Below are 19,890 nucleotides of genomic sequence, written 5' to 3' on the forward strand. Positions count from 1 at the left end.
TACCAATGGGTTTGATACAGTTGCAGCCTGACTTAGGAACTAATATGATAATTGCAGTTATAGTTCTTGGAATATTGTTTGTAGCTGGATTAGATTTGAAGTTTATTTATATTCCTCTGTCTATTCTTGCTGTGCTATTGCCTATAGCTTGGAATTTAAATATTATAAAGACATACCAAAAACATAGAATACTTGTTTTTTAAATCCCGAGTTAGATAGATTAGGGGCTGGGTATAACGCATCTATGGCAAAGCTTGCTATTGCATCAGGTAAGTTTTTCCCAAAGTCATCATTTGCAGATATTATTCACGGCAACACTCAACTATCTTCAGGGAAATTTATACCTGAAGCACATACTGATTTTATATTTGCAGTTTTTGCAGAGAATTGGGGATTTTTAGGTTCAGTTATTCTTTTAATTCTTTATCTTAATATTTTATATAAAGCTATTAAAATATCAAAGGTTGCAAAGGACAAGTTTGGGCAATATATTGTTATCGGAATAGTTACTATGATAGCTTTTCAAATATTTCAAAATATTGGTATGGATATAGGCTTGATGCCAATAACTGGTATACCACTTCCTTTTATGAGCTATGGAGGAACTTCCCTTTTAACTAATGTTATTGCAATAGGGCTTATATTAAACGTTAGTATGAGAAGAAAAAAATTAATTTTTAAAGTGCATGCTTTTGCATGCATTTTTTATTTACTAAAAATAAATATATAGTAGATTAAAAGGAGGTGTTTATAATGAATCAATATTATAACAATAGGTTTGGATATAAAAGAAAGAATAATAAGTATCTGGAGGGATTTACCAAAAGATTAGCAGTAGTAGCTGTAATTTTTATTTCTATGTTTACTGTAAAAATAACATATATATATAATGGTAATACAGCCTTATTCAAATTAGAAAAATTCTATAGAAAAGATTATACTTTAAGTATAAAAAATATTGCTACTAAAAATAATTTTATAAACGTTTTTTCTAATAAATTTAGTATTAATGAAAAGAAATCTTTTAAACTTGAGTTTATGCCGATAGAGGGTCAGATTAGTAAATCCTTTGGAGAATATATAGATGCGAATACTAAAAAAGCTTTTTAATAACGGAGTAGACATTGAAATAAAAGATACTGACAATATACTTTGTGTATTTGATGGGGTTATAGAAAAGGTTGAAAATACAAAAGAAAATGGTATAGTAGTGACAGTAAAGCATATAGACAATTACAAAACTATTTATTACAACCTAATTGAAATAAATAAAGAAGTTGGAGAAGAGATTAAAAAAGGTGAGATTATTGGAAAGGTAGATAAAGAAAAAAATAAATCCTTTCATTTCGAATTAATGTATTCGGATAGCTATGTTGATCCTATAAAGTATTTGAGCACTAAATAGAGGTTGAAGATGGCTTATGTTAGAATTATGTTTTTTATTTTTTATTTTACTTTGTACACGAAATAGCCCATATTCTATGTTCAGTTTTATTTGGATATGAGATTGAAAGTATTAAGTTTAAGTGGATAGGATTTAATATAAATTTTAAAGAGGAAATAATAAATCCTTTTTATGATATATTTATATCCTTAGTTGGCCCTTTAACAAATCTTGCTTTTGCAATATTATTTTATTATATTATTTTAACACCAGATTTGTTTAGAATTAATATTGTATTATTTGTATTCAACATAATTCCCTTCAATTATTCAGATGGTGGCAGAATACTAAGAATGCTATTAAAATATTATTTGGGTTTTTATAAATCTTATATAATTGTAGATGTTTGCAGCTTAATATTTGCGTTTTTCTTACTTTTAATTTCAATTTTTAATATAAACAAGATAAATTATATTTTTATATTTTTGTTGGAATTGTAATTATTATTAATTCAATAATTGACTATAATAATATTGTAATTAATATATTAAAGGATATATATGCTAAAAATAGATTTGTTAAATGTAGAAAAATAATAAAAGTTAAATTAAAGGGCGTTCAAGGTTCAAATAAAGTTCTTGATATTATTAAAACTTTTTGTTTTAATAATTATTATGTAATATATGTATTTGAAAATTCAAGGGTTATAGGTAAAGTTACGGAATATGATATAATCAATTCCTTTTTAAGTTATGGTAATATAACTTTTGAAGAAATAATAAAAAACTAGGAGGAGTTTTTGATGATACAACTAAATGAAGAAATATTATTAAAAGTACAAAAGCCAGCACGTTATGTTGGAAATGAAGTAAATGCAGTGATTAAAGATAAAGTAGGTAAGATAAGATTTGCATTTTGCTTTCCTGATGTTTATGAAGTTGGTATGTCACATCTTGGATTAAAGATTTTATATCATCTACTAAATGAAAGAGAAGACTGCTATTGTGAAAGAACCTTTGCTCCTTGGCCAGATATGGAAAGACTAATGAGGGAGAATAACATACCTCTATTTTCATTAGAGACAAAGGACCCACTTATTGAATTTGATTTTGTTGGTTTTACATTACAATATGAAATGAGTTATACAAATATTATTAATATGTTAAATTTAGCTAATATTCCTTTGTATTCAAAGGATAGAAATAATCATCCTTTTGTTGTTTTTGGAGGTCCATGTGCATATAATCCAGAACCTTTAGCAGACATTGCGGATTTTTTATACTTGGTGAGGGAGAAGAAGTATTAAATGAAGTTTTAGATTTATATTCAGAATGGAAAAAACAAATGGTAAAAGACAAGAATTCCTTGAAAAGGTAAGTGAAATAGAGGGAATATATGTTCCATCATTATATGATATAGATTACAATAATGATGGAACTATAAAAAGAATGCTTCCTAAAAAGAGGGGTATAAAACTAAGATTAGAAAGAGAATAGTAAGAAACTTAAATAGTTCATACTATCCAGAAAAAATGATTGTTCCTCTTACAGAAGTTGTACACGATAGAATTATGCTTGAAACTTTTAGGGGATGCACAAGAGGATGTAGATTTTGTCAAGCTGGTATGATTTATAGACCTATAAGAGAAAAAAGACAGATAGGTTGATGGAATTAGCAGATAAACTTATTAAAGCAACAGGTTATGATGAAATTTCTTTAACGTCGTTAAGTATTTGTGACTATTCTGACATTCAAAATTTAGTAAATAAGCTAATAGAAAAATACAAAGAGAGTAATGTTGGTATATCATTGCCATCATTAAGAATAGATTCATTTTCTGTTAACTTAATAAATGAAATACAAAAGGTAAGAAAAACTGGATTAACCTTTGCACCCGAAGCTGGGACACAAAAATGAGGGATGTAATAAATAAGGGTGTTACTGAGGATGATTTAATAAAATCAGTAAGAAGTGCCTTTGAATTAGGCTGGAACAATATAAAATTATATTTTATGATAGGTCTTCCCTTTGAAGAGGATGAAGATGTTGAGGGTATTGCAGATTTAGCTTATAAAGTGGTAGATGAGTACTTTAAAGTTCCAAAAGACAAACGCCAAAAGGGATTAAATGTGACTGTAAGTACTTCCTCTTTTGTACCAAAGCCCTTTACACCATTCCAATGGTTTGGCCAAAATACAATGGACGAACTTTACAGAAAGCAAAGGTTACTAAAGGAAAAAATAAAAAGCCGATTTATAACATATAATTGGCACGAAACACCGATTAGTTTTTTAGAGGGTGTATTTTCAAGAGGAGATAGAAGATTAACAAATGTTCTTATTAAAGCTTGGGAGTTAGGATGCAAGTTTGATGGATGGCAAGAATTTTTTAATTATGAAAAATGGATGAAGGCCTTTGAAGAATGTGGTGTAGATCCACATTTTTACGCAACAAGAGAAAGAAGTTTAGATGAAGTGTTGCCTTGGGACTTTATTGACGTTGGAGTAAGTAAGGAGTACTTAATAAGTGAATATAAAAAGGCAGAAAAAGGAATATTAACACCAGATTGCAGACAAGGTTGTACAGGTTGCGGTATTACTAAACTTTTGAAAGGTGGTAAATGTTTTAATGAATAGATACGTATTTAAGCTAAAGAAGATCGGAAATACAAAATATATTTCTCATCTTGATACAATGAGAACTCTTCATAGAGCTATTAGAAGAGCAGGATTGCCTTTGACTTATTCAAAGGGGTTTAATCCTCATCCAAGTATTTCATTTGCTTCTCCTCTTTCGGTTGGAGTTGAAAGTTTGGCTGAATATATAGATATTGAATTTGATTCTATTTTAAAAGCAAAGGAAATAATAGAAAAACTTAATGTTAATTTACCAATTGGTATGGAGGTTTTGAAGGTTATACCAATAAATAAAAAATGCCTACTTGTATGGCAGCTACCTATGCATCAAAATATGAAATAAAAATAAATTATACAGATAAAGAAAAAATAGAAGAAGCTATAAACTATATTTTAAACTCTAAAGAAATACTTAAAATTAAAAAAACAAAGTCTGGAGAAAAGACAGTAAATATTAGAGATATGATTTTTGATTTAAATACAAAAGATATTCAGGAGAACTATATAATATTAGAGTGTGTAGTTTTAACTTCAAATTCAGGAAGTCTTAGTCCTGATGTAATTGTAGATATATTGAAGGAATCAGATAGTGTTGGAGTAGCTGTAATTAAAAGAACTGAAATGTATACAAAAATAAACGATAAATTAATACCTCTTGATGAATTCTTTGGCAGGATGTGATTAGATGAGGCTACTTATAGATGATAATTATATACAAAACAGAGCTTTATTGTTGGAAGAAAATAATGTGTATAAGGTATATATTGAAAATAAAAATGATGAGGATATTTGTGATAATATATATGTTGGTAAAATAAAAGGCATTTCACAAAAGATGAAGGTAGCATTTGTAGATATAGGTGAAAAAAGGAGGCTATATTGCCTCTTTTTCTAATAAATATAGTTTAAATGAAAATATTATTGTTCAAGTAAGCAGAGAAGCAAGAGAGAATAAAGGTCCAAGAGTTAAAGATAAAATACAATTAAAGGGAAGATACATTATTCTAAACATAAATAATAAAGAAATAACTATATCAAATAAAAATAAAAATTTTAATTTAGAAATGATTAATACATTTGATGGTAAATATGGGTATATTGTAAGAACTAATACTAAAGTAGAGGATATAAAATACATAGAGGAAGAATATTTTAAATTATCAAAAATAGCAGATGAAATGTTATATAAATATAAATATATAAAACCTCCTTTTTAATACATAAAAATAGTCGGTTGCAGAATTCTGCAACCATTGATTTTACTATTTTTTAGCCATAAGGCTTTTATATTTTCCTCCACTGTGGCATTATTAAATTATAACAACCTTTAAAACTATCCACAGAGGAGGAGAATAGCATGTTTTGTATTAGCAAAATTAAGCAACTTAACTTTTTGAGCAAGTATCTGAATTTAAAAATATGGTTACTAAACAACCCGTAGGGTTTATTAAATTGCTTGCTGATAATTTTGATATTAATACATTTATCCCTAATTCTTTTAAAGAACATTACTATTCAGATTTAGGAAGAAATCGTGAATATGAGCTTTCTTCTATATTATCATCTTTGCTAATTATGCAAATATTTCATATACCTACAACTGCGTTGTTAAATCTATTTCTTGTATTTTCTACTGAAATTAGAGAATTTTGTGGTTTCTATAAATCTATACCTGATGAATCTTTTTCAGTAGATTTAAAACTACTTTTGAAAGTGATATCGCAGATTTATTTAATTCTATGGTTCCTAAAGTTATTGATATATGTGAAGATATTAATAATCTTCTTCCTGCTGATTCCCCATATAAAAATTTAAACTCAATTTTGATATATGATACATCTGGATTAAAGCCTCGTGTAAAAGAAAATAATCCTAAAACACTTGCAAGTGAAATAAATAAGCAAAAAGCATATTCAAAAATTATTAATGACAAGAACTTTAATCCCTATGCTGCCGCATATAAAAACATGCCTAAGTATTCTCAAGCTAACCCAAATATACGACTTGATTTCGTAAATGGACATTTTGGTTACTTCTATAAATTTGGATTATTAACTAATGGTTGGGGTATACCTTTAAGCATAAAATTCTTCGAAGAAGACTTTTATAAATCTGTAGAAAAAGAATTCTCTACTCCTGAAGAACAAAAATATTTTTATGATAATGCTTCATTGAAACCAGTAATTGTACCATTTTTGAATAACTTAAAAAATATTCAAATTTTAAATTTAAAACTTTTTTAGGTGATTCAGAATTTGATAGTTATGATAACTTTGGATTATTTAAACATTTAGAATTTGAAAAAGTTCTTATCCCACTTAATCCTCGTAGCCAATCCAATACAAAAATTGGAGAACTTGAATATAATACCGAAGGTATTCCTATATGCTCTTTAACACAAGAACCTTTTAAATTTGATGGTTCTTGTAAAGGCAAAAATAGAAGTTTAAGATATAAGTTTACTTGCCCTAAATCACATCGTGATAAAAATGGTAAACCTTATCATACATGTGAAAATCCATGTACTGATAGCAAAAGTGGTCGTATGACCTATGTTTATCCTGATAAAAATTTTAGACTTTATCCTGGTATTATAAGGAACTCTGTGGAATGGGAAAAACTTATTCAATACGTTGTTGTATTGAGAGAGAAATAGCATCTTTAAAATCAAACCCTTGTATACAGCAACCTAAAACTGTTAATACCTATACAATGCGTGCTGACTTATATTTGACTGCTATATCTAAACTTATAAATGTAATATTGGCTTACGCCATAAATAAACCTGAATATTTAAGAAGTATATCAAAACTTCTTAAAATACCTGCTTAATCCACATATCCACAATCCAAAATTTGTATTTATGCTTCGCATGCCTTTTTATCAAAGGTTTTTGGCATGTTCTTTTTTTGTGATTTTTTAGTAAAATCCAAAAAGTTATCCACAATTTTAATTTTTACATTCTGCAATCATCTATAATACATAAAAATAATGGATTTTATGAAAATTTAATTGATGAAACATTAGAAACAGACATTGAAAAAATTATTGTGAATAAAGAAGATACAAAAAACAATTAGTTAATATAGATATATTTAAACAAAAAGAGATTATAGTCGATAGTAACATACCCTATAAAATAGATGAAATAATAAAAAATAATACTGCAAAAACAATAAAATTAGATAATGGTGGTAGCATAGTTGTAGATTTTACAGAAGCATTTACTATTATCGATGTAAATTCATCACTTTCTACAAATATCAATAGTGCTTATGAAATAAATAAAGATGCCTGCAATGTTGTTATTGATTTTATAATGAAATATAATTTAAATGGAAATATATTAATTGACTTTATTGATTTAGATTATAAAAGGAAAAAAGATTTAGAAGAATATATGTATAAAATTATTGAAGATAACAACATAGATATACAAGTCTTAGGGTTGACTAAATTAGGTATAATGGAAATTTCACGAAAAAGATTTAATAAGAATTTTTTGAGAAGTATTATGATTTGGGGTTGAAATCAAAAATGTTCATACAATTTTAAGAGAAATAGAGTTATTAGTAAAAAACAAAATTCGGGTGAGTATTTAATACTAATTAATAATCAAATATACAAAAAAACGAAACATTAATTAGAGAAAGTCTAAAGAAAATTGAAGAAATGTATAAAACTAAAATAAAGTTAGTTGTAGGTGAAATAAATGATTATAAGATAATTGAGGAAGGTATAGAAAAATATCTATTTACTTTAAAAAGTAATATATGGGAAGTAGAAGAAGATGATGAGAGGGTAATGATTAAGATTAAAAAATAAAAAGTGTTGACACAAAAGTAATTTATATGATAAACTACCTTTTGTAGACCGCTCGAGACGGGCTTTAAACCTGAAGGTGCCTTGTTTCTACGGCGAGACTGGTTAGAGGAGGTGTAAAAATGTACGCAGTAATAGCAACAGGTGGAAAGCAATACAGAGTACAAGAAGGTGACCTACTTTTCGTAGAAAAGCTAAATGCTGATGTTGATTCAACAGTTGAAATCAACGAAGTACTTGCTGTTTCAAAGGATGGTAAGCTAACAGTTGGTGCACCTACTGTTGAAGGAGCAAAGGTTATAGCAAGAGTAGTTAAGCACGGAAAGGCTAAGAAGGTAATAGTATTTAAGTTTAAGGCTAAGAAGGATTACAGAAGAAAGCAAGGTCATCGTCAACCTTATACTCAAATTAAGATTGAAAAAATCGAAGCTTAATGCATATAGAGCTTTCTTATAAGGAGGTGTAATCAATGGCTCATAAGAAAGGTGTCGGTAGCTCCAAGAACGGTAGAGATAGTGAATCCAAAAGACTTGGTGTCAAGAGAGCAGATGGACAATTTGTTCTTGCAGGAAATATACTTGTAAGACAAAGAGGTACAAAGATACATCCAGGTGAAAATGTAGGTAGAGGAAAAGATGACACTCTATTTGCATTAGTAAATGGTGTAGTTAGATTTGAAAGATTCGGTAAAGATAGAAAGAAAGTAAGCGTATATCCAGCTGAAATAGCACAATAATAAATGCACCCATAAGGGTGCATTTTTGTTGCATTTTATTTAATCGTAGTGTATTATTTTAGTGTTAATACACAATTAAGTAGGTGATTATGATGGATGATAAGATAAATATTCAGTGGTACTTAAACCAAATTCGTAAACAGAGACACGACTTTATGAACTATTTACAGGTTATATATGGGTATTTACAAATAAATAAACCAAATGAAGCTTTAAATTATATAAAAAAGCTAAATACAAAAATGTATATGTTAAGTCAACTTTATAATCTTGAAAATAGTTATTTATCCTTGATAATTCACGATATAATTACCACAGTAGAAAAATGTGGATTAGATTGGCAGTTGAAAAATATAAAAAGTTACATAACAGAAGAAGAATTAAGCAAAAATATTAACAAGTACATAGAAGGTTTAGAAGACTTTAAACAAACTTTATATAATGTATTAATAAAACAATTTAAAAATCAGGAGATTTTTATATCAACAAAGGAAAATATAGATGGTTTACAAATATTATTACATAATGATGGAGATATAAATTATGAAGAGATAGACTTTAATTATATTTCAAAAATATATCAATACATACAGACAACAATATAAAAATAGTTAAGATTGACATACAATAAAGGTGGTGAATAAAATGTTTGTTGATGTAGCAAAAATTTATGTAAAAGCTGGTGATGGTGGACACGGATGTGTTTCTTTTAGAAGAGAAAAATATGTACCCTTTGGTGGACCAGATGGAGGAGATGGCGGACGTGGTGGAGATGTAATTTTAAAGGTTGATGTAAATATGCGTACGCTATTGGATTTTAAGTATCAAAAAAATACGAAGCTCAGCGAGGAGAAAATGGGGGTACAAATAATAAATTTGGTAAGGATGGAGAAGATTTAATTATTAAAGTTCCAGCAGGAACAGTGATTAAGGATGCTGAAACAGAAAAAGTTATTGTTGATTTGGTGGAAGAAGGACAAGAATTTATAGTATGTAGAGGAGGACGAGGAGGTAGAGGAAATACAAGGTTTGCAACTCCAACAAGACAGGCTCCTAATTTTGCAGAACCAGGTATGCCTGGCGAAGAAAAATGGATAACACTTGAGTTAAAGCTGTTGGCAGATGTTGGTTTAATTGGATTTCCTAATGTAGGTAAATCAACTATTTTATCTATGGTTACAGGTGCTAAACCTAAGATAGCAAATTATCATTTTACAACACTTAAACCTAATTTAGGTGTTGTAGAGATGCAAGGAGTAAAAAGCTTTGTTTTAGCTGATATTCCGGGTTTAATAGAAGGAGCCCACGAAGGTGTTGGACTTGGAATAGATTTTTAAGACACGTAGAAAGAACTAAAGTACTTATACACGTAATAGATGCATCAGGTATTGAAGGTAGAGACCCAATAGATGATTTTTATAAAATAAATGAAGAATTAAAACTTTATAGTGAAAAATTATCTAAAAAACCTCAAGTAGTTGCAGCAAATAAATGTGATATTCCAGGAAGCGAAGAGAATGTTAAGAGATTAAGAGAGGAATTAAGTAAACAGGGAATAGAGGTTTTTGAAATATCTGCAGCAACAAATAAAGGATTAAAGGAAGTAATGCTATATGTAAGCAATATGTTGGATAATATAGTTGAAGAAAAAGAAGAATATGATGTATATGTTCCGGAAGAAAAGAGGTTTACTTATAGTATAAGAATTGACGAAGAAGGAACCTATGTAATAGAAGGTTCTTTTGTTGATAGATTATTATTAACTGTAAATATTTACGATAGTGAGTCATTAAAATATTTCCATAAGGTATTGGAAAAAGAGGAATTATTGATGAGTTAAGAAAAATGGGTATAAAAGATGGAGATCTTGTAAGAATGAATGACTTTGAATTTGAATTCATAGAATAGGAGGATAAATATGATAACAAGTAAACAAAGAAGCTATTTAAGAGGTTTAGCAAATAATATAGATTCGATAGTTCAAATAGGTAAAGAAGGTATAGATGAAAGGGTACTTAGTCAAATTGATGAAGCATTAGAAGCAAGGGAAATTATAAAACTTAACGTTTTAAAAAATTCATTAATAACTGCAAGGGAAGCCTGTGATATTGTATGCGAAGCATTAAATGCAGAACCAGTACAGGTTATAGGAAATAGATTTGTTATATATAGACAATCAAAAATAAGCCAAAGATTGAACTGCCAACGAAAAAATAATTTATAATTTAAAATAAAGGTGCCATAGTGATATTATCAATATATGGCACTTTCCTTTTAGTCAAAAATTTGGTATAATAAACACTTTTAATTTTTATTACATTTTTGTATAATAAAAAGTGATTTTTATTGGGAGATGATATTTATGTTAACAGTTGGTATTATGGGTGGTACTTTTAATCCGATACATAATGGTCATTTAATAATTGCAAATGAAGTACTTAGTCAAAAAAATTAGATAAAATTATATTTATACCAGTTGGAAATCCACCTCATAAGGAAAAAAAGATTTAGCAAGTCCCTATGATAGATTAAATATGGTTAAGTTAGCGATTGAAACAAATAAAAAATTTGAGGTAATGGATATAGAAATTAAAAGAACAGGTATAACATATTCTATTGATACTTTAAAAAAGTTAAATGAAGTACATAAAGATTACAAATACTTATTTATAATAGGCTATGATACGCTAAAGGAACTACATACTTGGAAAAATATAGAGGATATTCATAGGTATTGTAGTTTTGTTGTAGTCAATAGAAATTCAGATAAAGATGATATAGTTAGGTTGATAAACTACTATAATAAAGTCTTTAGCTTAGATATTGAACTTGTGAATATACCCAATATAGAGATATCTTCTTCTGATATAAGGTATAGAATTAAAAATAACAAATCAATAAAATATTATGTTCCTGATGTGGTAGAAAAATATATAATTTCAAATAATCTTTACAGAAATAATTTAGACAAGCAAGAAATTAATAATTTTATTAAACAAAATTTAGATGAAAAAAGGTACATACACTCAATCAATGTTTCAAATATAGCTGTAAAATTGGCTAAAGTATATAACATTAATGAAGAAAAGGCTGAAATAGCAGCACTATTACACGACAATGCTAAAAACTTAAGTTCAGAAGATATTTTTAAATATATTAAAGATTATAAAATACAATTAAATGAAATTGACTTAAAATCACCTCAAATTTTACATTCTTTTGTTGGAGCATATATAGCAAAACAAATTTAGTATTGATAATGATGTTTTCAATGCAATATACTACCATACTGTAGGAAGAAAAGATATGTCAATGCTTGAAAAAATTATATTTATAGCTGACATTATAGAAGAAGAAAGGAATTTTGAAGGAGTAGATGAAATTAGAAAACTGGCCTTTGAAAATATAGACTTAGCCATTATAAAATCCTGTGAATCAACAATTAAATACCTTATAACAAAGGGTTTATTAATACATCCAAATACAATAGAATTAAGAAATAGTTTGTTGAATATGGGGATTAATATGAAACGTTTTTTAAAGGCAATTATAATACTTATTTTAATAATATCAATACCTTTAGTCATTTTAAAGCTGAATAAACCAAAATCCACCAATATATTACTTATTGGAGTTGATGCGGGAGATTATGAACATAAAGAAGCCCCAAAACGTTCAGATACGATAATGCTTGTACATCTTGAACCTAAGGATAAAAAAATATACATATATTCTATTCCAAGGGATACGAGGGTTAAGTTTAATGGTGAATATAGAAAAATTAACTCTATACACGCAATTGGAGGAATAAATTCATTAAAAGAACAGATAGAAACTATGTTAAAAATAAAAATAGATCATTATATAAAAGTTGATTATAATTCATTTAGAGAATTAGTAGATGCAATAGGAGGTATAGATGTTATTATACCCTTTGATATGAATTATGACGCAAGGGATATTAAGATACACTTTAAAAAAGGAGAAAAGGTACATCTTGATGGTCTTAAGGCAGAACAATTTGTAAGATGGAGAAAAATAATGATGGAAGTGGATATGCCTTAGGGGATATAGGTAGGATATCAACACAACAAGAGTTTTTAATTAAAGTTGCTGAAAAATTAAAATCACCAATAGTTTTAATTAAGTTCCCAAAGATTTTAGGAGTTATAACAAAAAACGTAAGTACAGATTTTAATAAATTTGATATGATAAAGTATGCCAGTTCATATATAGGTTTAAATAAAAATAACATAGAAGTAAAAGTTATGTCAGGAGAACCTAAATATATAAATTCTGTTTCGTATTATATACCAAATTACAGGGATGACTCTGATTTTTAGCAAATTTTAGTGCAAAGTTAACAAATAAAAAAACTGATTATAATATAAAAATATTAAACTCAACAAATAAAAATGGTCTTGCAGCAAAATATAAAGATATTTTAAGGGAAAACAAATATGAAGTATCAGAAATTGGTAATTACAATAAAAAATTAAGAGAAACAATTATATATACTAAGGATAACGAAGTAGCTGAAGAAATTAAGGAGATTATAGTGTGTGGTATTGTTAAAAAGATTTAAATCAACAGGAAGATGTTATTGTCATATTAGGGCTTGATAGTGTAAAATAATTATGTCTTTTTCATCAAAAGACCATATAAATATAATAAGATATATTTATTAAAAGTTAGGAGGAATGTTTTTGATGGGAACATCAAAAATGGCCTATTTTATTGGAAAAACAGCATCGGATAAAAAGGCCAGAGATATAAAAATTTTAAATGTAAAGGGACTTTCTGAAATAGCAGATTATTTTGTAATATGTAGTGGCACATCTACGATACAAGTTAAAGCAATAGCAGATGAGATAGAAGAAAAAATGTCGGAAAATGGTTATGAAATAAATCATAAAGAAGGCTATAACGCCGGAAAGTGGATATTGTTAGATTATGGTGAAGTAATTGCTCATATATTTTATGAAGAAGATAGAGAATTTTATGATTTAGAGAGACTTTGGATAGATGCCGAAGCGATAAATATATAATCTTTGACATATTAAGATTATTATAGTATAATATACAAAAATAAATATTATTGTCTTCTGAGGAGTAGTAGGAATTTACGACATTCAGAGAGCTGGTGGGTGGTGCAAACCAGTTGTACGAAGTTCTGAACTCGCCTCGATAAAAAGAAGGCAGGGAGACCTATATCTAATTAAGTGGACCAAATTTTGGTCAAATAGGGTGGTACCGCGAGAAGTAGCCTCGTCCCTATCGTTAGGGGTGAGGCTTTTTATATTGCAAAAATTACGGAGGTGTAGTTATGGCATTTTATGATTTTGAGAGAATAGAAAAAAGTGGCAAGAAAAATGGAAGCATAATAACAATTTTAATGGAGAAGATTTCTCAGAGAAACCTAAATATTATATGCTTGTAATGTTCCCATATCCATCAGGGAAAATTCATATGGGACACGTTAGAAATTATTCTATAGGTGATGTTATTGCAAGATTTAAGAGAATGCAAGGGTATAATGTACTTCATCCTATTGGATTTGATGCGTTTGGACTACCAACTGAAAATGCTGCAATCAAACACGGTATTCCTCAAAGGAATGGACAATAAGCAATATGTCAGAGATGGAGGAACAATTAAAAAGATTAGGATTTAGCTATGACTGGGAGAGAGAAGTTAAAACTTGTATGCCTGAATACTATAAATGGACTCAGTGGATGTTTTTACAGATGTATAAAAACGGTTTAGCTTATAAGAAAAAATCATTTGTAAATTGGTGTCCATCCTGTGAAACAGTTTTAGCAAATGAGCAGGTTGTAAATGGAGAATGCGAAAGATGTGGAACACCTGTTGGTAAAAAGAATTTAGAGCAATGGTATTTTAAAATAACTGATTATGCAGAGAGGCTCTTAAATGATATTGAAAGATTAAAGGGATGGCCAGAAAAAGTTAAAATAATGCAAGAAAATTGGATAGGTAAAAGCACAGGTGCTTTAATTGATTTTAAAATTGAAGGAAGAGAAGAGAAGATTACAGTATTTACAACAAGGCCAGATACAGTTTTTGGTGTTACGTATATAGTTCTTGCTCCGGAACATCCATTAGTTCAACAAATTTCAAAGGGTACAGAATACGAAGGGCAGGTTAATGAGTTCATAAATAAAATGCAATTTGTTAACGAAGTTACAAGAACATCATCTGATTTAGAAAAAGAAGGTGTATTTACAGGAGCATATGCTATAAATCCAGCAAATGGAGATAGAATTCCAATTCTTACAGCAAATTATGTACTTTTAGATTATGGAACAGGTGCTGTTATGGCGGTACCAGCCCACGATGAAAGGGATTTTGATTTTGCTAAAAAGTACAATTTACCTATAAAAGTTGTAATCAATCCTAATGAAGAAGTTTTAGATGCTAACACTATGTCTAAGGCATATACTGAAGATGGAATTATGTGTAATTCAGGTCAATTTGATGGAATGAATAATAGAGAAGCATATAATAAAATAATAGACTATTTAAAGGAAAAGGGTGCCGGTGACTACAAAGTAAACTATAGATTAAGAGACTGGTTAATATCAAGACAAAGATATTGGGGAGCACCAATTCCAATAGTATACTGTGAACATTGTGGCGAGGTACCAGTGCCAGAAGATGAGTTGCCTGTATTATTACCAGAAGATGTTGTATTTACAGGAAAAGGTGAATCACCACTTACAACATCAGAGTCATTTATGAATACAGTTTGTCCAAAATGTGGGGCAAAAGCAACAAGAGAAAAGGATACAATGGATACATTTGTATGTTCATCTTGGTATTTCTTAAGATACACTGATGCTAATAATGATAAACAGGCATTTGACTATCAAAAGGCAAAGTATTGGATGGATGTTGATCAATATGTTGGAGGAGTAGAACACGCAATATTACACCTTTTATATTCAAGATTCTTTACAAAGGCTTTATATGATTTTAAAATTTCACCAGTAGATGAACCATTTAGAAATCTATTAACACAAGGAATGGTTTTAAAAGATGGTGCTAAGATGTCAAAATCTAAAGGTAACATAGTAAGTCCTGAAGAAATAGTAAAACAATATGGAGCTGATACAGCAAGATTATTTGTTTTGTTTGCAGCACCTCCAGAAAGAGATTTAGAATGGAGCGATCAAGGAGCTGAAGGTTGCTTTAGATTTTTAAATAGAGTATGGAGATTAGTTGACGAATTAAAGGACAGATGCAGAATAAATAAAGCTATTGATGTTCAACAATTAACAAAAGATGATAAAGAAATGAGAAGAGTATTACATTCAGTTGTTAAAAAAGTTACTGAAGATATTACAGAAAGATTTAACTTTAATACTGCAATAAGTGCTACAATGGAACTTGTTAATGCAATGTATCAATATAAAGAAAAGGATAATGCTAAGGATGAAGTATTAAAAGAGGCAACAGAAAAGTTGTTATTAATATTAGCACCTTTTGTGCCACATATTACTGAGGAGTTATGGGAAATGATTGGTAAAGAGGGAAGTGTGCATAGTCAAATGTGGCCAGAATATGATACAGAAGCATTGAAGCAGGATGAAATAGAAATTGTAGTACAAATTAATGGCAAATTAAGAGGAAAAGTATTAGTTTCACCTACTGCAACTCAAGAAGAAACTTTATTAATAGCAAAGAATGACGAAAAAATAAAGCAAAGCTTAGAGGGAAAACAAATAGTAAAGGAAATAGTTGTACCAGGAAAAATTGTAAATATAGTTGTAAAGTAAAACAAAACTAAGCCATAGGTTGATAACCTATGGCTTTTGCTGTATTTATTAAGGTTTATAGTATTCGTAATATTGAATGATATCTTCTAATAAACGGGTATATTATGAATTAAAATTTGCAAATTTCTTTTATAAGGTTTATAATTAAAATATATAATTATAGGAGGTTGGTATTATGGAAAAACAAGTTATAAGCACAAATAATGCTCCAGCAGCAATAGGACCTTATTCACAGGCAATAAAATATGGTAATTTAGTATTTACATCTGGACAAATACCAATAAATCCTCATACAGGTGAACTTGTATCAAATGATGTAAAACTTGCAGCAAAACAATCATTAGAAAATGTTAAAGCTATATTAGAGGCTGCTGGCACTTCAATGGATAAGGTCATCAAAACAGTAATATTCTTAAAGGACATAAACGATTTTGCAGCTGTTAATGAAGTATATGGAGAATACTTTAAAGAAAAATGCCAGCAAGATCAACAGTTCAAGTAGGAAAACTTCCTAAGGATGCTTTAGTAGAAATTGAGGCAATTGCATACATAGAATAAAGGGCCTATCTTTTGAGGCCCCTTTTTCTTTTATATTTTCTATAAAATCCCCGAATCAGAAAAATGGCGATTATTGGATATAAATAGTTGCTATAATTTTTGGATTTTATATTATAATTAAAACTTGTTATATAGTCTTGAGTTGAAATTAAATCAATTGAATCAATAACCTTTCCATCAAGCAATAATTCTACTTTTCCTACAACTTCGTTTTTGTGAACATTTTTAAGGTTTTGTTTTAAAATTACGTTTTGAGCAGGTATTTTACTATTATTCTTATTTATAAGAAAATAAAAATCCCTGCTACTATAAACAGGTATTAAATTTTTCTCTTGATTTATATGAATATAGGTATAAGGTAAAGTACTATCTATTATTTTTTCTTTACTGAAATTGTTGAATCCATATTCAAATAATTTAATAACATCGTTATAGACTTGGGAGGAGATTTCATTACTACAACAATTAAATTAATTCCATCCTTTGATGCAGAACCAACAAAAGTGTTTTTAGCTTTAATTGTATAACCAGTCTTTACACCTGTTGCAAACTTATAATAATATTTCCCACCGTTCCAAAGAAGCTTGTTATGATTATTAAGGTATCGAGTTTCTGGTTGTTTGTTGGTTGGTGGAATTATATATTGTTTAGTTGCAACAATGGTTCTAAATGTTTCATTCCTCATTGCATATCTTGTTATAAGTGCCATATCAAATGCGGTTGTGTAGTGATTATCATCATAAAGCCCGTGAGGGTTAGAAAAGTATGTGTTTTTACAACCAATTTTTTTACATATTCATTCATTATTTTAGTAAATTCTTCAACGCTTCCAGAGATATGTTCTGCAAGTGCTTCTGCTACATCATTTGCTGAAGAAAGCATTAGTGCATATAGTAGTTGTTCAATAGTAAATTCTTCGCCCTCGTGTATATAAATTTTACTACCACCTACATAGGGGGATTTTTTCCAATTATAACTTTATCCTGCAAATTGCATTTTTCAAGCACAATTATTGTAGTTAAAATTTTAGTAATACTTGCAGGAGCTAAGATGCTATTTGAATTTTTTCGTATAGAATTTGACCAGTATCAGCGTCAATTAATATAGCTGATTCACAATTCAATTCAATATTGTCTTCTGCAAAAGCTGTTAGCCTAAATGGATTTAGACAAAAAATATAGTAACTATTATTATCAATATTTTTTCACCTTTTGTCTCTCTCCTTTCTAGTGGTTTAATTATACCAAAAAAAATCCATTAACAATACAGTTTAATTTTAATACAGTTGGGTAAAATTTTATTGAGGTGGTCAATATGAATTTTACTAAAAATCAAAAGATTGGTTTATATGCTTTATTTTTAATAATGTTAATAGTAGGTTCTATAAAATACTATTCAATTAAAGCAGGAAATAATGACATAGCTGTAATTAAAAGTGAAGATAATTGTAAAAAGAGATAAAAGTGTATATCTGTGGTGAAGTAAAAAGGCCTGGCGTTTATAAAATAGATGATGACAAACGTTTGATAGATTTAATATATATAGCTGGTGGTTTTACTGAGAATGCAAATTCAGAAGCAGTTAATTTGGCAATCAAATTAAAGGATGAAGATTATATAAGAATTCCAGCGAAAGGCATTAAGAATGGTAATGGTGAAGTTGTACTTTCAAATATAAATGAAAATAAGATTAATATAAATAAAGCTACAATAGAAGAATTAAAAAAATTACCCAGAATTGGAGATTCATTAGCAAGAAGAATTATAGAATACAGAGAAAAAATGGACAATTTAAAAGAATAGAAGATATAAAAAACGTAAGTGGAATTGGTGATAAGATGTTTGAAAATATTAAGGATTTTATATGTGTTTATTGATTAGATATGGTTAATGATATAAAATTAATTAGAGGGGAGGGATAATAATGACAGACATAAAGTTAACTCAAATGGTTAAAGCAGCTGGTTGAGCGGCAAAGATTGGTCCTGAGACCTTGGCACAGGTTCTGTGTCAATTACCTAAGGTATTTGATAATAATCTAATTGTTGGAATAGAAACATCTGATGATGCTGCTGTATATAAAATAAATGATGAACTTGCAATTATACATACTGTTGACTTTTTACTCCTGTTGTTGATGATCCTTATATTTTTGGCCAGATAGCAGCAGCAAATTCCTTAAGTGATATTTATGCAATGGGTGGAGATGTACTTTTGGCTCTAAATATAGCTTGTTTTCCTGCCTGCAAAGATATTAATATATTAGGTGATATATTAAAGGGTGGTGCAGATAAAGTAATAGAAGCAAAGGGTATTATTGCAGGAGGTCATACAATTGATGATAATGAGCCAAAGTATGGGCTATCAGTTATAGGATATGTTAATCCTAATAATATTTGGGTTAATTCCAATGCAAAAGCTGGTGATATGCTGATTTTAACAAAACCAATAGGAACAGGTATAATAAATACAGCAATAAAAGGAGACGTAGTAGAAGAAAAACAAATTGAAGAAGCAGTAAAAACTATGTCTACTTTAAATATGTATGCTGCTAATATTGCTAAGAAATATAAAATAAACTCTTGTACAGATATAACAGGTTTTGGACTTGCTGGGCACCTATATGAAATGGCAAAGGGTAGTAATGTTACAATTCATATTCAGTGGGATTCAATTAAATTATTAGATGGAGTTGAAGAATTTGCTAAAATGGGTATAATTCCTGCAGGATGTTATAGAAATAAAGATTATTTAAAGGGTAAATATATTAATTTAAAGAATAGTGAATTTATAGAAGATATAGTATTTGATCCTCAAACATCAGGAGGACTTGTATTTTCTTTAGAAAGTAATGAAGCAATAGAATTGTTAAGCGATTTAGAAAAGAATAATGTACAAGCTTTTATAGTTGGCTATGTTACAGACTTTGATGGAACATACATATATATTGAATAGGAGG

The 19,890-nt window shown here is 28.6% G+C and carries 21 protein-coding genes, 10 pseudogenes and 1 other annotated feature; of the genes and pseudogenes, 29 read left to right on the forward strand and 2 right to left on the reverse strand.

The window, feature by feature from the left end; genetic code table 11:
- Window positions 1–5: 5 nt before the first annotated feature.
- From PL321_RS15570 to PL321_RS15685, 26 genes and pseudogenes are all read left to right on the forward strand, one after another.
- Window positions 6–730 (forward strand): annotated as a pseudogene (locus PL321_RS15570) (FtsW/RodA/SpoVE family cell cycle protein).
- A 23-nt stretch (window positions 731–753) separates the two neighbouring features.
- Window positions 754–1,110: a hypothetical protein gene (locus PL321_RS15575; RefSeq protein WP_273962618.1), complete on the forward strand. Its 357-nt coding sequence runs from the start codon at window positions 754–756 to the stop codon at window positions 1,108–1,110.
- A complete protein-coding gene (locus PL321_RS15580) occupies window positions 1,085–1,405 on the forward strand; it encodes a murein hydrolase activator EnvC family protein (RefSeq protein ID WP_273962619.1) in 321 nt (106 codons plus the stop codon). The genes PL321_RS15575 and PL321_RS15580 overlap by 26 nt, the downstream gene beginning before the upstream one ends.
- A gap of 781 nt (window positions 1,406–2,186) precedes the next feature.
- Window positions 2,187–4,020: pseudogene (locus tag PL321_RS15585) on the forward strand (TIGR03960 family B12-binding radical SAM protein).
- Window positions 4,013–4,363 carry a TIGR03936 family radical SAM-associated protein gene (locus PL321_RS15590; RefSeq protein WP_273962620.1) on the forward strand — a complete coding sequence of 117 codons (351 nt, stop codon included), beginning with the start codon at window positions 4,013–4,015 and terminating at the stop codon, window positions 4,361–4,363. The pseudogene PL321_RS15585 and the gene PL321_RS15590 overlap by 8 nt, the downstream one beginning before the upstream one ends.
- Window positions 4,330–4,701, forward strand: coding sequence for a DUF2344 domain-containing protein (locus PL321_RS15595; RefSeq protein ID WP_273962621.1), 372 nt, complete (start codon window positions 4,330–4,332; stop codon window positions 4,699–4,701). Before PL321_RS15590 ends, PL321_RS15595 begins: the two co-directional genes overlap by 34 nt.
- A 4-nt stretch (window positions 4,702–4,705) precedes the next feature.
- Entirely contained in the window at window positions 4,706–4,915 is a 210-nt protein-coding gene (locus PL321_RS15600) for a hypothetical protein (RefSeq protein WP_273962622.1), read from the forward strand.
- On the forward strand, window positions 4,881–5,237 hold the full coding sequence (locus PL321_RS15605) for a hypothetical protein (RefSeq protein ID WP_273962623.1): 357 nt from the start codon (window positions 4,881–4,883) through the stop codon (window positions 5,235–5,237). The genes PL321_RS15600 and PL321_RS15605 overlap by 35 nt, the downstream gene beginning before the upstream one ends.
- 522 nt (window positions 5,238–5,759) lie before the next feature.
- A complete protein-coding gene (locus PL321_RS15610; RefSeq protein ID WP_273962624.1) occupies window positions 5,760–6,263 on the forward strand; it encodes a hypothetical protein in 504 nt (167 codons plus the stop codon).
- A gap of 367 nt (window positions 6,264–6,630) precedes the next feature.
- The gene (locus PL321_RS15615; protein WP_273962625.1) at window positions 6,631–6,852 is read left to right on the forward strand and encodes a hypothetical protein; all 222 of its coding nucleotides are present in this window, start codon (window positions 6,631–6,633) and stop codon (window positions 6,850–6,852) included.
- A 307-nt stretch (window positions 6,853–7,159) separates the two neighbouring features.
- Complete coding sequence (locus PL321_RS15620; RefSeq protein ID WP_337961194.1) at window positions 7,160–7,549, forward strand: ribonuclease E/G; 390 nt, start codon at window positions 7,160–7,162, stop codon at window positions 7,547–7,549.
- A 143-nt stretch (window positions 7,550–7,692) separates the two neighbouring features.
- The gene (locus PL321_RS15625) at window positions 7,693–7,845 is read left to right on the forward strand and encodes a hypothetical protein (protein WP_273962626.1); all 153 of its coding nucleotides are present in this window, start codon (window positions 7,693–7,695) and stop codon (window positions 7,843–7,845) included.
- A 119-nt stretch (window positions 7,846–7,964) separates the two neighbouring features.
- A complete protein-coding gene (gene rplU / locus PL321_RS15630) occupies window positions 7,965–8,276 on the forward strand; it encodes a 50S ribosomal protein L21 (RefSeq protein ID WP_273962627.1) in 312 nt (103 codons plus the stop codon).
- Window positions 8,277–8,311: 35 nt separating this feature from the next.
- Entirely contained in the window at window positions 8,312–8,578 is a 267-nt protein-coding gene (gene rpmA, locus PL321_RS15635) for a 50S ribosomal protein L27 (RefSeq protein ID WP_273962628.1), read from the forward strand.
- A gap of 89 nt (window positions 8,579–8,667) precedes the next feature.
- Window positions 8,668–9,183, forward strand: coding sequence for a Spo0B domain-containing protein (locus PL321_RS15640; RefSeq protein WP_273962629.1), 516 nt, complete (start codon window positions 8,668–8,670; stop codon window positions 9,181–9,183).
- Between the two features lie 40 nt (window positions 9,184–9,223).
- Window positions 9,224–10,486, forward strand: a pseudogene (obgE, locus tag PL321_RS15645) (GTPase ObgE).
- Between the two features lie 10 nt (window positions 10,487–10,496).
- Window positions 10,497–10,795 (forward strand): annotated as a pseudogene (gene yhbY / locus PL321_RS15650) (ribosome assembly RNA-binding protein YhbY).
- A gap of 163 nt (window positions 10,796–10,958) precedes the next feature.
- The gene (locus PL321_RS21725; protein ID WP_443110806.1) at window positions 10,959–11,033 is read left to right on the forward strand and encodes a hypothetical protein; all 75 of its coding nucleotides are present in this window, start codon (window positions 10,959–10,961) and stop codon (window positions 11,031–11,033) included.
- 58 nt (window positions 11,034–11,091) lie between these two features.
- Window positions 11,092–11,520: pseudogene (gene nadD / locus PL321_RS15655) on the forward strand (nicotinate (nicotinamide) nucleotide adenylyltransferase); the annotation flags it as partial.
- Window positions 11,497–11,829 (forward strand): bis(5'-nucleosyl)-tetraphosphatase (symmetrical) YqeK, encoded by a 333-nt coding sequence (gene yqeK / locus PL321_RS15660; protein WP_273964621.1) that lies wholly within the window; start codon window positions 11,497–11,499, stop codon window positions 11,827–11,829. The pseudogene nadD and the gene yqeK, both read left to right, overlap by 24 nt.
- A 55-nt stretch (window positions 11,830–11,884) precedes the next feature.
- Window positions 11,885–12,643: an LCP family glycopolymer transferase gene (locus tag PL321_RS15665; protein WP_273962631.1), complete on the forward strand. Its 759-nt coding sequence runs from the start codon at window positions 11,885–11,887 to the stop codon at window positions 12,641–12,643.
- Window positions 12,607–12,921, forward strand: a complete 315-nt coding sequence (locus PL321_RS15670) for an LCP family protein (RefSeq protein ID WP_273962632.1) — start codon at window positions 12,607–12,609, stop codon at window positions 12,919–12,921. Before PL321_RS15665 ends, PL321_RS15670 begins: the two co-directional genes overlap by 37 nt.
- Window positions 12,922–12,971: 50 nt before the next feature.
- Window positions 12,972–13,163, forward strand: coding sequence for a LytR C-terminal domain-containing protein (locus tag PL321_RS21730; RefSeq protein ID WP_443110807.1), 192 nt, complete (start codon window positions 12,972–12,974; stop codon window positions 13,161–13,163).
- Between the two features lie 124 nt (window positions 13,164–13,287).
- On the forward strand, window positions 13,288–13,626 hold the full coding sequence (gene rsfS / locus PL321_RS15675; protein ID WP_273964622.1) for a ribosome silencing factor: 339 nt from the start codon (window positions 13,288–13,290) through the stop codon (window positions 13,624–13,626).
- Between the two features lie 50 nt (window positions 13,627–13,676).
- Window positions 13,677–13,857, forward strand: a binding site (T-box leader).
- A 47-nt stretch (window positions 13,858–13,904) separates the two neighbouring features.
- Window positions 13,905–16,374: pseudogene (leuS, locus tag PL321_RS15680) on the forward strand (leucine--tRNA ligase).
- Window positions 16,375–16,549: 175 nt separating this feature from the next.
- Window positions 16,550–16,932, forward strand: a pseudogene (locus PL321_RS15685) (RidA family protein).
- Between the two features lie 5 nt (window positions 16,933–16,937).
- Here the strand turns inward: PL321_RS15685 and PL321_RS21735 are convergent.
- Both PL321_RS21735 and PL321_RS15690 read right to left on the reverse strand, forming a co-directional pair.
- Complete coding sequence (locus PL321_RS21735) at window positions 16,938–17,381, reverse strand: hypothetical protein (RefSeq protein ID WP_443110808.1); 444 nt, start codon at window positions 17,379–17,381, stop codon at window positions 16,938–16,940.
- Window positions 17,306–17,868, reverse strand: a pseudogene (locus PL321_RS15690) (D-alanyl-D-alanine carboxypeptidase family protein). Before PL321_RS15690 ends, PL321_RS21735 begins: the two are co-directional and overlap by 76 nt.
- Before the next feature lie 378 nt (window positions 17,869–18,246).
- Between PL321_RS15690 and PL321_RS15700 the strand changes: the two are divergent.
- The 3 genes and pseudogenes from PL321_RS15700 (at window position 18,247) to selD (ending at window position 19,886) form a co-directional block, all read left to right on the forward strand.
- Window positions 18,247–18,393, forward strand: coding sequence for a hypothetical protein (locus tag PL321_RS15700; RefSeq protein ID WP_273962633.1), 147 nt, complete (start codon window positions 18,247–18,249; stop codon window positions 18,391–18,393).
- Between the two features lie 2 nt (window positions 18,394–18,395).
- Window positions 18,396–18,808, forward strand: a pseudogene (locus tag PL321_RS15705) (helix-hairpin-helix domain-containing protein).
- Window positions 18,809–18,855: 47 nt separating this feature from the next.
- A pseudogene (gene selD / locus PL321_RS15710) lies at window positions 18,856–19,886 on the forward strand (selenide, water dikinase SelD).
- Window positions 19,887–19,890: the final 4 nt, after the last annotated feature.

The sequence above is a fragment of the Caloramator sp. mosi_1 genome, assembly GCF_028622835.1.
Classification (GTDB): Bacteria; Bacillota; Clostridia; order Clostridiales; family Caloramatoraceae; genus Thermobrachium.

Coding starts and splice junctions, on each gene's coding strand:
- PL321_RS15575 (WP_273962618.1), top strand. CDS start 754: ATGAATCAATATTATAACAATAGGTTTGGATATAAAAGAAAGAATAAT.
- PL321_RS15580 (WP_273962619.1), top strand. CDS start 1,085: ATGCGAATACTAAAAAAGCTTTTTAATAACGGAGTAGACATTGAAATA.
- PL321_RS15590 (WP_273962620.1), top strand. CDS start 4,013: ATGAATAGATACGTATTTAAGCTAAAGAAGATCGGAAATACAAAATAT.
- PL321_RS15595 (WP_273962621.1), top strand. CDS start 4,330: ATGGCAGCTACCTATGCATCAAAATATGAAATAAAAATAAATTATACA.
- PL321_RS15600 (WP_273962622.1), top strand. CDS start 4,706: ATGAGGCTACTTATAGATGATAATTATATACAAAACAGAGCTTTATTG.
- PL321_RS15610 (WP_273962624.1), top strand. CDS start 5,760: ATGGTTCCTAAAGTTATTGATATATGTGAAGATATTAATAATCTTCTT.
- PL321_RS15615 (WP_273962625.1), top strand. CDS start 6,631: ATGGGAAAAACTTATTCAATACGTTGTTGTATTGAGAGAGAAATAGCA.
- PL321_RS15625 (WP_273962626.1), top strand. CDS start 7,693: ATGTATAAAACTAAAATAAAGTTAGTTGTAGGTGAAATAAATGATTAT.
- rplU (WP_273962627.1), top strand. CDS start 7,965: ATGTACGCAGTAATAGCAACAGGTGGAAAGCAATACAGAGTACAAGAA.
- rpmA (WP_273962628.1), top strand. CDS start 8,312: ATGGCTCATAAGAAAGGTGTCGGTAGCTCCAAGAACGGTAGAGATAGT.
- PL321_RS15640 (WP_273962629.1), top strand. CDS start 8,668: ATGATGGATGATAAGATAAATATTCAGTGGTACTTAAACCAAATTCGT.
- PL321_RS15665 (WP_273962631.1), top strand. CDS start 11,885: ATGTCAATGCTTGAAAAAATTATATTTATAGCTGACATTATAGAAGAA.
- PL321_RS15670 (WP_273962632.1), top strand. CDS start 12,607: ATGGAGAAAAATAATGATGGAAGTGGATATGCCTTAGGGGATATAGGT.
- rsfS (WP_273964622.1), top strand. CDS start 13,288: ATGGGAACATCAAAAATGGCCTATTTTATTGGAAAAACAGCATCGGAT.
- PL321_RS15700 (WP_273962633.1), top strand. CDS start 18,247: ATGAATTTTACTAAAAATCAAAAGATTGGTTTATATGCTTTATTTTTA.